This window comes from Pseudomonas sp. BT76 TE3572 (genome assembly GCF_050435365.1).
Lineage (GTDB): Bacteria > Pseudomonadota > Gammaproteobacteria > Pseudomonadales > Pseudomonadaceae > Aquipseudomonas > Aquipseudomonas fluorescens_W.
On the sequence record NZ_JBNDKE010000001.1, the window covers coordinates 3,234,557 to 3,249,229 of the forward strand.

Consider the following 14,673-nt stretch of genomic DNA (forward strand, 5'->3'; position numbering starts at 1 on the left):
CTGTCTATTATTAGCATTACTGATATACGGGGATTGTCGCCTCCTACAGCTCGACTTTCACCCAACTGACAGGCTGATCGAGCCAATCGGCAAATTCGTCGATAAAGCTCTGTTTGAACCCGGCCTCGGCCCAGTTGTTGAAGATAAAGCCCAGGTTGGAAAAGCCGCATTCCTGCAAGAAAAGAAAGCCGTTGATGTCATCTTCATGCCCGCACTCCGGACACGTGAAGTTATCGGTGCGCCCCGGCATCCAGTCTTCCAGGCTTTCGAACAGCGCTTCGCCGACTTCCTTGCGGCACTCGGCGCAACCCGCCTCTTCAAGGAACCCCTTGGCCGGCGTATAGATGCAGCGCTTGGTGATGATTTCCAGGCCATTGACCGGTTCGCCGAACGGCAGCGCTTCAGGATGCAGCACGACAGCGCGGGCACCGTCGGCGATGGCATGAGCCATGCGGTTGCCAGTGCGACCACACGTGGTCAGTTCTTCTTTGATGATGTTCTTGCGCACTAGCCAACGCACGACCGCCCGGGCCCGGGGTTCGTGTACCGGCAGTGTGGAGATTTTCGGGACAATAATGCTTTGCGAATTCATGGTGCGGCCTGCTGCAACGCTTTAACGAAGCCCGGCAGCATAAGCACCCGGCTTCAGAGGTCAAGCACTCAAATAACGTCCGATCAAGGCAATTCCGCTGGCCAGCACCAACCAGGTCACCAGCCGCACAAACGCCTCGCGGGACAATCTCATGGTCAACCGCCGGCCGATCCACAGCCCCAATGCCATGGCCGGCAACAAACACAGCGCTAATAACAATAAGGGTAGCTCGGCATACACACCCGCGACAGCAAACAGGCTCAAGCGCACCACGGTGCTGCAACTGATCAGCGCACTCTGGGTCGCCCGGGCCGCCTCTTTGGGCAGGCGACTGTTCAAATAGATCGCATATAAAAAGCCGCCACTGCCAAACAATGCCCCGAACATCCCGCCCACCGTGCCCATCGGCACGGCCCAACCGGCGGACAATTGTGTCGGACGGGTTTTGACCCACAAGCTGTAAATCGCGTAAGCGCTGATAAACAGCCCCATCAACAGCAACAACACATCGGATTTCAGATTCAGTAAAAAAATCACCCCCAACGTGCAGCCCACCGCCATGCACGGCAGCAGCCGCAGCAACTCAGGCTTCGCCACATCCCGTCGCGAAGGCAGCAAATTGCCAAACGCCGCGACGAAATCCAGCAGCACCAGCAAGGGAATGATCTTCGACAGCGGCATGAACAGGATCAATATCGGCCCCGCAACCAACGCGGTGCCGAAACCGGCTATGCCGAACACGATGTAGGCCAGGGCAATGCCCAGGCCGATTACCAGCCAATCCGTAGCGCCGAATGGCCATTGGTTCAACAACTCGAATGCATTCATTGCATGTCTTCCTTGAGTCCGGGCCCCGACTTTACCCTTGTAGGAGTGAGCCGGCTCCGGGCGGCGTTCCGACGATAGCGGTTTAGCATTCAATACTGTTGTCGACTGATACACCGCTATCGCGAGCAGGCTCACTCCTACAGGGGAATTTCGCTGATTCATGGAGATTGATCGTCGAATGCCTTTAAACTGCGCCCCATGATTAAAGATCCCTTTGCAAGACTCGGCCTGGACCGTGAAGTCCTCACTGTCAGCCAGCTCAATGGCCGCGCGCGGGTGTTGCTCGAAGACGTGTTCAGCAACATCTGGGTCGAAGGCGAAATCTCCAACCTCGCCCGCCCGGCGTCCGGCCACGTGTATTTCACCCTCAAGGACAGCGGTGCCCAAGTGCGTTGCGCACTGTTCCGGCAGAACGCGGCGCGGGTTCGCCAGGCCTTGAAGGATGGCCTTGCGGTCAAGGTCCGCGGCAAGGTTTCACTGTTCGAGGGCCGCGGCGACTATCAGCTGATCCTCGACACCGTGGAGCCGGCCGGTGACGGTGCGCTGCGTCTGGCGTTCGATGCGTTGAAGGAAAAACTCAGCGCCGAAGGCCTGTTCAGCGCCGAACGCAAAGTGCCGCTGCCGGCGCATCCGCAACGCATCGGCATCATCAGCTCGCCCACCGGCGCGGTGATTCGCGACATCATCAGCGTATTCCGCCGCCGTGCGCCGCAGATTCAACTCACGTTGATCCCCACTGCCGTGCAGGGCCGCGAAGCCACTGCGCAGATTGTCCGCGCCTTGAAACTGGCGGACGCCCGTGGTTTCGACGCGTTGATCCTGGCCCGTGGCGGCGGCTCGCTGGAAGACCTCTGGTGCTTCAACGAAGAAGCCGTAGCCCGCGCCGTCGATGCCTGCGTGACGCCGATTGTCAGCGCCGTCGGCCATGAAACCGATGTGTCGATCAGTGACTTCGTGGCCGACGTCCGCGCCCCGACGCCGTCCGCCGCCGCCGAACTGCTCGCGCCGGATTCCAGCGACCTGGTCCGTCGGGTCGAAAGCCTGCACCGACGGCTGGTGATGCGTATCCGCGATCGCTTGATGCGTGATCGGCTGCGCCTGGAAGGCATGTCCCGCCGCCTGCGCCATCCTGGCGAACGTCTGCGCCAGCAAGCGCAACGCCTGGATGATCTGGACATGCGCATGCGCCGCGCGTTCGAACGCAGCCTCAATACCCGTCGCGAACGCTTGATCCGTCTGGAAACCCGCCTCGCCGGGCAACACCCGGGACGGCAACTGGCGATGCTCCGTCAGCGCCTCGACAGCCTTGCCGAACGCCTGCCCCGTGCCATGCGCGAAGGGCTCAAATCCCGTCGCCTGCAACTGCAAAGCCAGATGCAGACGCTGCATGTGGTCAGCCCTTTGGCGACCCTTGGCCGTGGCTACAGTATTTTGCTGGACGAACGCGGCAACGCGATCCGCAACGCCGCGCAAACCCACAACGGTCAGCGCCTGAAAGCCAGACTTGGCGAAGGCGAACTGCAAGTGCGGGTCGAAGACAATCACCTGACGCCTGTCACCCTTTCTTTACTGGATTGATCCATGCCGCGTTTTTTAGCTCCGCTGCTGTTGCTGTGCCTGACCTTCAACGCCCACGCCGACAGTTACATCACCCGCCTGTTGAACAAACCGGTGCCGGGCGGCGTGGCCGTGGTGGATCTGGGGGCCGCTGCGCAGGCGCCGAAGGCCAGTTATCAAGGCAAGCCTGTGTTGGTGATCAAGGAACAGAACAATTGGCTGGCGATTGTCGGTGTGCCGCTGACGGTTAAACCGGGCACGCAGCAGGTCAGCAGTGGCGGTCGCACTCTGAATTTCAATGTGGGTAACAAGAAATACCCGGAACAGCACATCACGTTGAAGAATACGCAGCAGGTCAATCCGAACCCGGAGAATCTCAAGCGCATCGAGGGTGAGTTGGCCGAACAGATCCAGGCTTATCGCAGCTTCAGCCCGAACACCCCGAGCAACCTGTTGCTGGACAAACCGGTCAACGGTCCGCTGTCGAGCAAGTTCGGTGTGCGCCGCTTCTTCAATGGTGAAGAGCGTAATCCTCACGCCGGCCTGGACTTCGCCGTGCCGGCCGGTACGCCGATCAAGACCCCGGCTGCCGGCAAGGTGATCCTGATCGGCAACTACTTTTTCAACGGCAACACGGTGTTTGTCGATCACGGACAGGGCTTTATCAGCATGTTCTGCCACATGTCCAAAATCGACGTGAAGGTGGGCCAGCAATTGGCCCGTGGTGGAGTGGTCGGCAAAGTGGGTGCCACCGGGCGCGCGACCGGGCCGCATATGCACTGGAACGTCAGCCTGAATGATGCACGGGTGGATCCGGCCATCTTTATAGGTGCATTTCAGCCATAAATAGTTGTTGAGGCTGCCGGCCTCATCGCGAGCAGGCTCACTCCTACATTGGATTTGTGTACGCCATAGATCACCTGTAGGAGTGAGCCTGCTCGCGAAGGCTGCATCACAGGCACCACTTATTCAGCCTCAAGATCCTCAATCCCATGAATTTCCCGGTGCGCCAGGCATTCCTTGATCCAGGCCTGGGTTTCCGCCGAGAAGCCCGCCAACTCTTCAGCGCTGATCAACTCATGAGTACACAGCCCCAGCAAGTGAGCCGGCGCCTCATTGCGTGAGTGACGGAAAACACCAAACGCCCAATACAGCTCCTGCTGACCCGCCTTCAGCCTTTCCTCACTGGTTTCAATACGCTCGTAAGGCGCAATGCTTTTATCCAGCACGATGCGCTCGACCTCGTCCATGATCCGGATGCATAGCCGCTCATGGGCCAACGGACGCAATGCGCTATAAAGCTTCCAATCTGACTCGTTCATGGTCGACTCCTGCCTGCCAGTAGTCCTTGGGTAGGCTTTAAGAATAGCCGCGCTGACACACCCCAACACCGAAAACCTTCAATTGCGCATCGCTCAAACCTCGCGCAAACATAAAAACAATCACCGCCATTCACCGCAATAAAATCTCGATAACCACGACTTTTAGAGGATTCCTCTCAATTTTTTTCGACCGCTTGCCATCCTTCACCCTCGCGGTTAGGGTTGAAGGCATGAAAACCTCTCACACCCTCATTCAGCTTCGCCAGCACCGCAGCCTGTGCCTTGTCAGTGCACGACTGCCAGGCTGAATCGCGGTGCCTCGTCCTACGCTTTATCCCCAGAACATTTGATCCACCGGCAGGCCGCCTTTTTTCGGCCCACACAATAAGGATTTCCCGATGAGCATGCTCAAAGACCCGTCTTCGAAATACCGCGCGTTCCCGACCATCGACATCCCGGACCGCACCTGGCCGTCGAAGACCATTACCGCCGCGCCGATCTGGTGCAGCTCCGACCTCCGTGACGGCAACCAGTCGCTGATCGAGCCAATGGACGCGGTCAAGAAGCTGCGTTTCTGGAAAACCCTGGTGTCGGTCGGTGTGAAAGAAATCGAAGCGTCGTTCCCGGCGGCTTCGCAAACCGACTTCGACTTCGTGCGCACCCTGATCGAAGGCAACCACATCCCGGACGACACCACCATTCAGGTGCTGACCCAGGGCCGTGAAGATTTGATCGAGCGCACCTTCGAATCCCTGCGCGGGGCGAAAAAAGCCATCGTTCACCTGTACAACGCCACCTCTCCTTCCTTCCGCCGCATTGTCTTCAATCAGGACAAGGAAGGGGTCAAGGCCATCGCCGTGAACGCGGCCAAGCTGTTCGTCAAATATGCCGCCCAGCAGCCCAACACCGAGTGGACGTTCGAGTATTCGCCAGAAACCTTCAGCGCTACCGAGCTCGAGTTCGCCAAAGAAGTCTGTGACGCCGTCATCGAAGTCTGGAACCCGACGCCTGAGCACAAGGTGATTCTCAACCTGCCAGCCACCGTCGAATGCGCGACCCCGAACATCTATGCCGACCAGATCGAATGGTTCGGCCGTCACATCAACCGTCGTGACAGCGTGATCATCAGCCTGCACACCCACAACGACCGTGGCACTGGCGTTGCGGCGACCGAACTGGGCCTGATGGCCGGTGCCGACCGTGTCGAAGGCTGCCTGTTCGGCAACGGCGAACGTACCGGTAACGTCGACCTCGTGACCGTGGCATTGAACCTCTACACCCAGGGCATTCACCCTGAGCTGGACTTCTCCGACATCGACGGCGTGCGCAAAGTCGTCGAAGAATGCAACCAGATCCAGGTGCACCCACGTCACCCGTACGTCGGCGACCTGGTTCACACCGCGTTCTCCGGCTCCCACCAGGACGCCATCCGCAAGGGCTTCGCCCAGCAGAAACCGGACGCCCTGTGGGAAGTGCCGTACTTGCCGATCGACCCGGCCGATATCGGCCGCAGCTACGAGGCGGTCATCCGCGTCAACAGCCAGTCGGGCAAGGGCGGTATCGCTTACCTGCTGGAACAGGAATACGGCATCAGCTTGCCGCGTCGCATGCAGATCGAGTTCAGCCAGGTTGTACAGCGTGAAACCGACCGTCTGGGCCTCGAGATGACGGCTCAGCAGATCCACGCGCTGCTGCACAGCGAGTACTTGCAGGCCAACACCCCGTACGCGCTGGTCAGCCATCGCCTGCAGGAAGAAAACGGTCACAGCGCCGTCGAAGTGGAAGTCTCGGGCAAAGGCCAGGGCGAAACCAACCTGCACTGGCGTGGCAAGGGCAACGGTGCTTTGGAAGCGCTGGTGGCCGGTCTGCCGATTCCGGTTGAAATCATGGACTACAACGAACACGCCATCGGTGCGGGCACCAACGCCAAAGCGGCGGCCTACATTGAACTGCGTGTGAACGGTGAACGTGCGGTGCACGGCGTCGGTATCGATGAAAACATCACCACCGCCAGCTTCAAGGCCCTGTTCAGCGCGCTGAACCGTTCCCTGAGCCAGCCGGAAGCGAAAGCGGCGTAAGCCTTCGCTGAAACGCAAAAGGCCCCGAGGTGCGAACCTCGGGGCCTTTTTGTTTGCCTGTATTTTTTGTGTCGCCTGTCATGGCCTCATCGCGGGCAAGCCCGCTCCCACATGGGATTGTGGTGTACACAAAATCTATGTCACACCGGACAACTGTGGGAGCGGGCTTGCCCGCGATGAGGCCCTGTCAGGCAGCGAATATCTCAGGTGAACTCAAACGTATCGGCATCCAGGTTCGCTGGAAAGCGTGTTCGATAAGCCTGAAGATCTGCAGCGTTCAGAACAACCTGGAACACGCCATCGGCTTCGCCCGCACTGAGTAACGTCTCACCCTGGAAATCCAGCACCTGGCTGTCGCCGGTGTAGGCAAAACCTTTGCCGTCAGTACCAATGCGATTCACCGCCGCCACGTAGCAAAGGTTTTCGATCGCCCGCGCTGGCAGCAAACGGTTCCAGTGCTGACGCCGTGCTCCCGGCCAGTTCGCGGTGTACAGCAGCAAATCGGTGTCCTGAGCGTCGCGGCTCCACACCGGGAAGCGCAGGTCGTAGCAAATCAGCGGACGCACCCGCCAGCCCTTGAGTTCGAACTGCACCTGCCGCTCGCCGGGGGTGAAGTGGTTGTGCTCGCCGGCCATGCGAAACAGATGGCGCTTGTCGTAGTGCCACACCTCCCCGTCCGGCCGCGCCCACAACAGGCGATTGCGATGGCTGCCGTCAGCTGCCTGGACGATCAGGCTGCCGGTGATCACCGCATCCAGTTTCGCTGCCTGAACCCGCAGCCATTTGCTGGTCGGACCATTTTCCGACTCGGCGAGGGTCTCGGACTCCATCGAAAAACCGGTGGTGAACATCTCCGGCAGGATGATCAGGTCAGCCCCGCGAGCCTGTTCCAGCAACGACTCGAAATGCTCCAGATTGGCCTGACGATCGTGCCAGGCCAAAGTGGTCTGGATCAGCGCGATGTTCAGATTGGGCAGTGCACTCAGATCACGCATAATTTTGCCGCTGCTTCACGCAGGGTCTCCTCGCGTTTGGCGAAGCACAGGCGCACCAGGCGCTGGCCTTCGGGCGGGGTCTGGTAGAACACCGAGATCGGGATGCTCGCCACGCCATGTTCGCGGGTCATCCACAACGCCATCTCGACATCATTGAGATCCGGGCGGATCTGCGAGTAATCGACCAACTGGAAATACGTGCCGGTCACTCGGGTGAAACTGAAACGCGACGGCGCCAACAGATCGCAGAACAGATCGCGCTTGGCCTGATAGAAAGCCGGCAGTTCTTCGACGTGTTCCGGATGCTCGGCCATGTAGTCGGCCAAGGCATATTGCAGTGGCGTCACGCCACAGAAACTGACGTATTGGTGAACCTTGCGCAGCTCGGCGGTGAGGGCCGGCGGTGCGACCACGTAGCCGGTTTTCCAGCCAGTGACGTGATAGGTCTTGCCGAAGGAGCTGACCACGAAAGCACGCGGGTACAGCTCTTCGTGATTCAGCACGCTGACGTGAGGCAGGCCATCGAACACCAGGTGTTCGTAGACCTCATCGCTGATGACATAGATGTCGCGGTCGCGGATCAACGCCGCCAGCTGATCCAGTTCGGCACGATTGATCAGCGCGCCGCTTGGGTTATGCGGGGTGTTGAGGATGATCATCCGCGTGCGTGGGGTAATGGCGTCACCGAGCTTCTGGAAGTCGATGGCGAAGTCATTCAGGCCCAACTGCACGTGAACGCAGCGACCACCGGCCAGTTCAACCGAAGGTTCATAACTGTCGTAGGCCGGATCGAAGACGATCACTTCGTCGCCGCTATGGATAACTGCTTGAATGGCGCAAAAGATCGCCTGGGTGGCACCCGGCGTGACGGTCACTTCATGGTCGGCATCCACATTGACGCCATAGCTGCGGGCGACCTTCACCGCAATCTGCTGACGCAATGCCGGAAGGCCGGTCATCGGCGAATACTGGTTGTGGCCATTGGCGACATGCCGACCGACCGCATCGCACAGGGCCTGCGGGGCATCGAAATCGGGAAAACCCTGGGACAGGTTCAGCGCCCCGGTTTGCGCCGCGAGCTGAGACATCTGAGTGAAGATAGTGATGCCGACATTCGGCAGCTTACTGGTGATCATCGGTGATTCCCTGCTCTACACCCGGCTCTACGGCGGCACGGGAGAGCCCGAGAATAGCCCAAACGACAGGCATGAAAAAGGGCGCCATTGGCGCCCTTCTTCTAAAACATTCACCGCATACCTGTGGCGAGGGAGCTTGCTCCCGCTGGACCGCGAAGCGGCCCCAATATCTGCAACCGAGATTGTTCAGTCAGAACGAGTCGGCCGGTTTTTTACGACTGCTGCGCAGCCGAGCGGGAGCAAGCTCCCTCGCCACAACAGCCCCCACACACAAAGGTGTGGGGTTGTGAATCAACGCTTGTCGCGGCGCTTTTTGTCGGCTTTCTTGTGGTGCGACATCATGCGACGCTTCTTGTTGACCTGACGGTCGGTGAGCGAGGTCTTGTTACCTTCGTACGGGTTCTCGCCGCCCTTGAACTCGATGCGGATCGGCGTACCGACCAGCTTCAACACGCGACGGTAAGTGTTTTCCAGGTAACGGACGTACGACTTCGGCACCTTCTCGATCTGGTTACCGTGAATCACGATGATCGGCGGGTTCGCACCACCCAAGTGGGCATAACGCAGCTTGATCCGGCGGTTGTTGACCATCGGTGGCGCGTGCTCACCAACCGCATCTTCCAGAATCGTGGTCAGGCGGTTGGTTGGCCAGCGGGTGACCGCAGACTTGAACGAGTTCTGTACGGAGGCGTAGAGGTTGCCCACGCCCGTGCCGTGCAGGGCCGAGATGAAGTGAATGTCGGCGTAGTCAACGAAGAACAGTCGACGTTGCAGCTCGACCTTCACGAAGTCGCGTTCGCTCGGCGTCATGCCGTCCCACTTGTTGATCGCGATCACCAGAGCACGACCCGACTCAATGGCGAAGCCCAGCAGGTTGAGATCGTGATCGACCACACCTTCGCGGGCGTCCATCACAAAGATCACCACGTTGGCGTCTTTGATCGCCTGCAGGGTTTTCACCACGGAGAATTTTTCGACTTCTTCGTGGATCTTGCCGCGCTTGCGCACACCGGCGGTGTCGATCAGCGTGTACTTCTCGTCGTTACGCTCGAACGGGATGTAGATACTGTCGCGGGTGGTGCCGGGCTCGTCATAGACGATTACCCGGTCTTCACCGAGCATGCGATTGACCAGGGTCGACTTGCCGACGTTCGGGCGTCCGATGATCGCGATCTTGATCCCGTCTTTTTCGCTAGGGCCAGGAATGCGCTTGGCTTCCTCACCTTCGGCAACGATCTCTTCCTCGCCTTCTTCCAGCTCGTCAGCGTCTTTCGGGAAGTCGCTGAGGGCGATTTCCAGCATCTGGGTGATGCCACGACCATGAGCACCAGCGATCGGAATCGCGTGGCCCATGCCCAACGGGGCGAATTCGGCGCGGGCCATTTCAGGGTCGATGTTGTCGACCTTGTTGGCAACCACGTAAGAACGCTTGTTACGCTTGCGCAAATGCTCGGCGATCATCTGGTCGGCGGCGGTGAAACCGGCCTTGGCATCTACCAGGAACAGAACGACATCCGCTTCTTCAATGGCCAGCAGCGACTGCTCGGCCATTTTTTCGTCCATACCGTGCTCGTCACCGGAGATACCGCCGGTGTCGACCAGAATGTAGGAACGCCCTTGCCACTTGGCCTCACCGTATTGGCGATCACGGGTCAGACCGGACAAGTCGCCAACGATGGCGTCACGAGTCCTGGTCAGGCGGTTGAACAAGGTGGACTTGCCGACGTTCGGTCGGCCCACCAGGGCGATTACGGGAACCATGCGGCTCTCCACTTCGTTATTTCAGAAAATACAAAAGCCGCTGCGAGGCAGCGGCTGGTGCTCGGGGCAGCGCTTGAGGGCGCTGCGAACCCCGTGTTATGGGGCTGCCTGGGGGTTAACCCCAAGCATAGTCAAACCTTTACTTAATGGTCAGGGCTTCCAGTTTGCCGCTGTTGCCATACAGATAAATCGTGTCACCCACCACCAGCGGACGGGCACGCAGGCCGTCGCTGTCGATGCGCTCGCGGCCGACGAAACGACCGTCCACCTGGCTCAGCAGATGCAGGTAACCTTCCATATCACCGACTGCAACATAGCTGGAGAACACTTCCGGAGCCGACAGTTGACGACGGGCCAGCGAATCATTGCTCCACAAGGCTGTGGTGGAACGTTCGTCGACGCCTTCAACGGTGCCCGAAGACAGGCTCACGTAGACGTTGCCAAAACCCTGGGCGACACCGGCATAGCTGGAAGCATCACGCTGCCAGAGCTGACGACCGCTTTCCAGGTCCAGTGCCGCAACGCGACCCTGATAGCTGGCGACATACAGCGTACCGCCGGACAGCAGCAGGCCGCCGTCGATATCGACAACGCGCTCCAGTTCCGAACGACCTTGCGGAATCGCTACACGTTGTTCCCATACCGGCACGCCGTTGGAAATATCGAGAGCGACCACTTTACCAGTCGACAGGCCAGCCACCGCGAGGCGGTTGGTGACGATCGGCGCACTGGTGCCGCGCAGGGTCAATACCGCCGGAGTGCTGTCATACAACCAGCGCTGGGTGCCGGTAGCGGCATCCAGACCGATCAGACGGTCATCCTGAGTCTGAACAACAACGACATCACCGTTGTTGGCCGGCGGTGCGAGGACTTCACTGGACACGCGAGCGCGCCATTTCTCTTCACCGTTGATGGCGTCCAGGGCAACGATTTCACCCTTGATCGTACCGATCAGGAGCAGACCGTAACTGACGCCGACAGCGCCGGAAACAGGCAGTTCGAGATCTTTCTTCCATTTGACGTCGCCATTGCTGCGATCCATCGCCATCACCACACCGGTGACGTCGGCGGCATAGATGGTATCGCCATCGATCGCCGGAACCAGCATGTTGTACGAATCGCCCTGACCGTTACCGATCGAACGACTCCACTGCTTTTGCAGAACTACTTCTTCTTTGAAGTCGGTCAACTCGGCCGGTGGCAGTTCTTTTTTGCTGTTGCTGCTGCAACCCGCGGCCAATATGGCCAGAGCCAGCAATGCTGCATGTTTCCAACGAATCACGTCACGCATCCCCTTTGGCCAGGTCGTCCAGCTTGATTTGTAGGCCACCCACTGCCGCTTCATCCGACAGTGCCGCCTTGGCTTTTTGATACGCCGCGTTCGCTTCGTCTGTACGACCCAACTGCACCAGCAGGTCGCCTTTGAGTTCTTCACGAGTGGCCAGGAATGCTTTATCGGCATCGCCTTCGAGCAGTTTCAGGGCTTCATCGGCCTTGTTCTGCGCGGCCAGCACCTGGGCCAGACGCTGACGAGCAATTTCGCCCAGCGCCGGGTTGGCCGGTTTGGCAACAATGGCTTTCAGCTCGCTGGCTGCGTCATCCAGCTTGCCGCTGTCGACCGCGACTTTTGCCACGAACAGGCTGCCGTACTGCGCGTAAGCGCTACCGCCGAACTCGCTGTTGAGCTTGCCGGCCAGGTCCGCAACACGGGCGGCATCAGGCTTGCCGTCTGGCGTCAGCGTGGTTTCCAGCAGTTGCTGATAGAGCATCGAGGCGCCTTGCGACTGATTGCTCTGATACTTGTGAAAGGCCTGCCAGCCGAACACGATGACCAGCGCCAACAGGCCGCCAGTGACCAGGGGCTTGCCGTTGCGTGTCCACCAGTCCTTCAAATCCGACAGCTGTTCGTCTTCGGTACTCGACACCCCAATACTCCTTAATCGCTAAATCGGCTGTTTGACAGCTTCAACCCTGCACGACGCAGGTGGCCAGGTGTGCAGCAAGCGCATCCCAGGCAATGCTTTGTTGTTCGCCCTGGCCACGCAGGGGTTTGAAACCTACCACTTGCTGGGCCATTTCGTCGTCACCGAGGATCAGCGCGTACAACGCACCGCTCTTGTCGGCTTTCTTGAATTGGCTTTTGAAGCTGCCGGCGCCGGCATTCACTTGCAGGCGCAGGTTGGGCAATTGATCACGAACACGTTCACTCAGGGCCAGACCGGCCAGCTCGGCGGCTTCACCGAAGGCGCAGAGGTAAACGTCGACCTGACGGGAAATCTCTTCCGGGATCTGCTCCAGGGTTTCAAGCAACAGCACCAGGCGCTCGATGCCCATGGCGAAACCAACGCCAGGGGTCGGCTTGCCGCCCATCTGCTCAACCAGACCGTCGTAACGACCACCGGCACACACGGTGCCCTGGGCGCCCAGCTTGTCGGTGACCCATTCGAAAACGGTCTTGCTGTAGTAATCCAGCCCGCGAACCAGCTTCGGGTTGATCACGTAAGGAATGCCGGCGGCGTCCAGGCGAGCCTTGAGGCCCTCGAAGTGCACGCGGGATTCTTCGTCGAGGTAGTCGGCCATTTTCGGCGCGTCGACCAACACGGCTTGAGTGTCAGCGTTCTTGGTATCCAGAACCCGCAAAGGGTTGGTCTTCAGGCGGCGCTGGCTGTCTTCGTCCAGCTTGTCCAGGTGGGCCGAGAGGAACTCGACCAACGCTTCGCGATAACGACCGCGGGACTCGGCAGTGCCCAGGCTGTTGAGTTCGAGCTTGACCGCATCACGGATGCCCAGCTCGCCCCACAGGCGCCAGGTCAGCACGATCAGCTCGGCGTCGATGTCCGGACCGTCGAGGTTGAAGACTTCGCAACCGATCTGGTGGAACTGGCGATAACGGCCTTTCTGCGGACGTTCGTGGCGGAACATCGGGCCGATGTACCAGAGTTTCTGCACCTGGCCACCGCCGGTGATGCCGTGCTCGAGCACTGCACGCACACAGGCCGCTGTACCCTCGGGGCGCAGGGTCAGGGAGTCGCCGTTGCGGTCGTCGAAGGTGTACATCTCTTTTTCGACGATGTCGGTTACTTCACCGATGGAACGCTTGAACAGCTCGGTGAACTCGACGATCGGCATGCGGATCTGCTTGTAACCGTAGTTATCCAGCAAACGCGAGACGGTGCCTTCGAAATGACGCCACAGGGGAGTCTGCTCGGGCAGGATGTCGTTCATGCCACGTATGGCTTGCAGAGACTTGCTCACTATAAATCCTTAAATTCGTTCGGCTCTTCAGTCGGGCTCAGCCGCGCGCGATAACCGCTGCGTCAGCTTCGACCTTTTCGGCCGCTTTCTGGCGGATCAAGCGTTCAAGCTCATCCACCAGATTGTCATTCGTCAGTTTCTGCGACGGTTTGCCGTCGATGTAAATCAGGTTGGGTGTGCCGCCGGTCAAGCCGATATGGGCTTCCTTGGCTTCACCCGGCCCGTTGACCACGCAACCGATGACCGCGACATCCAGCGGCACCAGCAGGTCTTCGAGGCGCCCTTCCAGCTCGTTCATGGTCTTGACCACATCAAAATTCTGCCGCGAGCAGCTCGGGCAGGCGATGAAGTTGATGCCACGGGAACGCAGATGCAGGGACTTGAGAATGTCGTAGCCGACTTTCACTTCCTCGACCGGGTCGGCCGCCAACGAGATGCGAATAGTATCGCCAATCCCTTCGGCGAGCAGCATACCGAGGCCCACGGCGGATTTCACCGTGCCTGAACGCAAACCACCGGCTTCGGTGATGCCCAGGTGCAGCGGCTGGACGATTTCCTTGGCCAGCAAGCGGTAAGCAGCGACGGCCATGAACACGTCGGAGGCTTTCACGCTGACCTTGAAGTCCTGGAAGTTCAGACGCTCAAGGTGCTCGACGTGACGCAGGGCAGACTCAACCAGTGCAGCCGGGGTCGGCTCGCCGTATTTCTTTTGCAGGTCTTTTTCCAGGGAACCGGCGTTCACGCCGATGCGGATCGGAATCCCGCGATCACGGGCGGCATCGACTACCGCACGCACGCGGTCTTCGCGACCGATGTTGCCCGGGTTGATGCGCAGGCAGTCAACACCCAGTTCGGCTACACGCAGAGCGATCTTGTAGTCGAAGTGGATGTCGGCAACCAAAGGGACTTTGACCAGTTTCTTGATCTTGCCGAAGGCTTCGGCGGCATCCATGTCGGGCACGGAAATTCGCACGATATCGACGCCAGCCGCTTCCAGACGATTGATCTGGGCCACGGTGGCGGCTACGTCATTGGTGTCGCTGTTGGTCATGCTCTGCACAGCGATAGGCGCATCGCCGCCAACGGGCACGTTACCGACCCAGATCTTGCGGGATTCGCGACGTTTGATTGGAGATTCGCCGTGCATGA

General features: G+C 59.5%; 13 protein-coding genes. 3 read left to right on the forward strand and 10 right to left on the reverse strand.

Annotated features, from left to right (window positions below):
- Positions 1–43 precede the first annotated feature (43 nt).
- Positions 44–592: a hypothetical protein gene (locus ABH912_RS14780; RefSeq protein ID WP_033061486.1), complete on the reverse strand. Its 549-nt coding sequence runs from the start codon at positions 590–592 to the stop codon at positions 44–46.
- A gap of 60 nt (positions 593–652) precedes the next feature.
- Positions 653–1,420: a sulfite exporter TauE/SafE family protein gene (locus ABH912_RS14785; RefSeq protein WP_033061485.1), complete on the reverse strand. Its 768-nt coding sequence runs from the start codon at positions 1,418–1,420 to the stop codon at positions 653–655.
- A 198-nt stretch (positions 1,421–1,618) separates the two neighbouring features.
- Here ABH912_RS14785 and xseA point away from each other — a divergent pair, with 198 nt between their 5' ends.
- Positions 1,619–2,998, forward strand: a complete 1,380-nt coding sequence (gene xseA, locus ABH912_RS14790; RefSeq protein WP_033061484.1) for an exodeoxyribonuclease VII large subunit — start codon at positions 1,619–1,621, stop codon at positions 2,996–2,998.
- A 3-nt stretch (positions 2,999–3,001) separates the two neighbouring features.
- Positions 3,002–3,823, forward strand: coding sequence for a peptidoglycan DD-metalloendopeptidase family protein (locus ABH912_RS14795; protein WP_033061482.1), 822 nt, complete (start codon positions 3,002–3,004; stop codon positions 3,821–3,823).
- Between the two features lie 119 nt (positions 3,824–3,942).
- Here the strand turns inward: ABH912_RS14795 and ABH912_RS14800 are convergent, their stop codons facing one another.
- Positions 3,943–4,299, reverse strand: a complete 357-nt coding sequence (locus tag ABH912_RS14800) for a hypothetical protein (RefSeq protein ID WP_033061481.1) — start codon at positions 4,297–4,299, stop codon at positions 3,943–3,945.
- 398 nt (positions 4,300–4,697) lie between these two features.
- Here ABH912_RS14800 and leuA point away from each other — a divergent pair, with 398 nt between their 5' ends.
- Positions 4,698–6,377, forward strand: coding sequence for a 2-isopropylmalate synthase (gene leuA / locus ABH912_RS14805; RefSeq protein WP_033061480.1), 1,680 nt, complete (start codon positions 4,698–4,700; stop codon positions 6,375–6,377).
- Positions 6,378–6,580: 203 nt separating this feature from the next.
- Here leuA and ABH912_RS14810 read toward each other — a convergent pair whose 3' ends face one another.
- The 7 genes from ABH912_RS14810 to ispG form a co-directional block, all read right to left on the reverse strand.
- A complete protein-coding gene (locus ABH912_RS14810) occupies positions 6,581–7,372 on the reverse strand; it encodes an amidohydrolase (RefSeq protein ID WP_429511003.1) in 792 nt (263 codons plus the stop codon).
- Complete coding sequence (locus ABH912_RS14815) at positions 7,360–8,508, reverse strand: pyridoxal phosphate-dependent aminotransferase (protein WP_429511004.1); 1,149 nt, start codon at positions 8,506–8,508, stop codon at positions 7,360–7,362. The genes ABH912_RS14810 and ABH912_RS14815 overlap by 13 nt, the downstream gene beginning before the upstream one ends.
- Before the next feature lie 291 nt (positions 8,509–8,799).
- A complete protein-coding gene (gene der, locus ABH912_RS14820) occupies positions 8,800–10,269 on the reverse strand; it encodes a ribosome biogenesis GTPase Der (RefSeq protein ID WP_033061477.1) in 1,470 nt (489 codons plus the stop codon).
- 139 nt (positions 10,270–10,408) lie between these two features.
- Complete coding sequence (bamB, locus tag ABH912_RS14825) at positions 10,409–11,560, reverse strand: outer membrane protein assembly factor BamB (protein ID WP_429511005.1); 1,152 nt, start codon at positions 11,558–11,560, stop codon at positions 10,409–10,411.
- On the reverse strand, positions 11,553–12,194 hold the full coding sequence (locus ABH912_RS14830) for a tetratricopeptide repeat protein (protein WP_033061474.1): 642 nt from the start codon (positions 12,192–12,194) through the stop codon (positions 11,553–11,555). Before ABH912_RS14830 ends, bamB begins: the two co-directional genes overlap by 8 nt.
- Before the next feature lie 40 nt (positions 12,195–12,234).
- Complete coding sequence (hisS, locus tag ABH912_RS14835) at positions 12,235–13,524, reverse strand: histidine--tRNA ligase (protein WP_033061472.1); 1,290 nt, start codon at positions 13,522–13,524, stop codon at positions 12,235–12,237.
- A 37-nt stretch (positions 13,525–13,561) separates the two neighbouring features.
- On the reverse strand, positions 13,562–14,671 hold the full coding sequence (gene ispG, locus ABH912_RS14840) for a flavodoxin-dependent (E)-4-hydroxy-3-methylbut-2-enyl-diphosphate synthase (protein ID WP_008147751.1): 1,110 nt from the start codon (positions 14,669–14,671) through the stop codon (positions 13,562–13,564).
- Positions 14,672–14,673 lie beyond the last annotated feature (2 nt).

What these genes read in the sequence shown, in the direction of transcription:
- ABH912_RS14810 (WP_429511003.1), bottom strand. Translation starts at nt 7,372, where the DNA reads ATGCGTGATCTGAGTGCACTGCCCAATCTGAACATCGCGCTGATCCAG.
- ABH912_RS14780 (WP_033061486.1), bottom strand. Translation starts at nt 592, where the DNA reads ATGAATTCGCAAAGCATTATTGTCCCGAAAATCTCCACACTGCCGGTA.
- ispG (WP_008147751.1), bottom strand. Translation starts at nt 14,671, where the DNA reads ATGCACGGCGAATCTCCAATCAAACGTCGCGAATCCCGCAAGATCTGG.
- ABH912_RS14815 (WP_429511004.1), bottom strand. Translation starts at nt 8,508, where the DNA reads ATGATCACCAGTAAGCTGCCGAATGTCGGCATCACTATCTTCACTCAG.
- der (WP_033061477.1), bottom strand. Translation starts at nt 10,269, where the DNA reads ATGGTTCCCGTAATCGCCCTGGTGGGCCGACCGAACGTCGGCAAGTCC.
- ABH912_RS14785 (WP_033061485.1), bottom strand. Translation starts at nt 1,420, where the DNA reads ATGAATGCATTCGAGTTGTTGAACCAATGGCCATTCGGCGCTACGGAT.
- ABH912_RS14800 (WP_033061481.1), bottom strand. Translation starts at nt 4,299, where the DNA reads ATGAACGAGTCAGATTGGAAGCTTTATAGCGCATTGCGTCCGTTGGCC.
- xseA (WP_033061484.1), top strand. Translation starts at nt 1,619, where the DNA reads ATGATTAAAGATCCCTTTGCAAGACTCGGCCTGGACCGTGAAGTCCTC.
- bamB (WP_429511005.1), bottom strand. Translation starts at nt 11,560, where the DNA reads ATGCGTGACGTGATTCGTTGGAAACATGCAGCATTGCTGGCTCTGGCC.
- ABH912_RS14795 (WP_033061482.1), top strand. Translation starts at nt 3,002, where the DNA reads ATGCCGCGTTTTTTAGCTCCGCTGCTGTTGCTGTGCCTGACCTTCAAC.
- leuA (WP_033061480.1), top strand. Translation starts at nt 4,698, where the DNA reads ATGAGCATGCTCAAAGACCCGTCTTCGAAATACCGCGCGTTCCCGACC.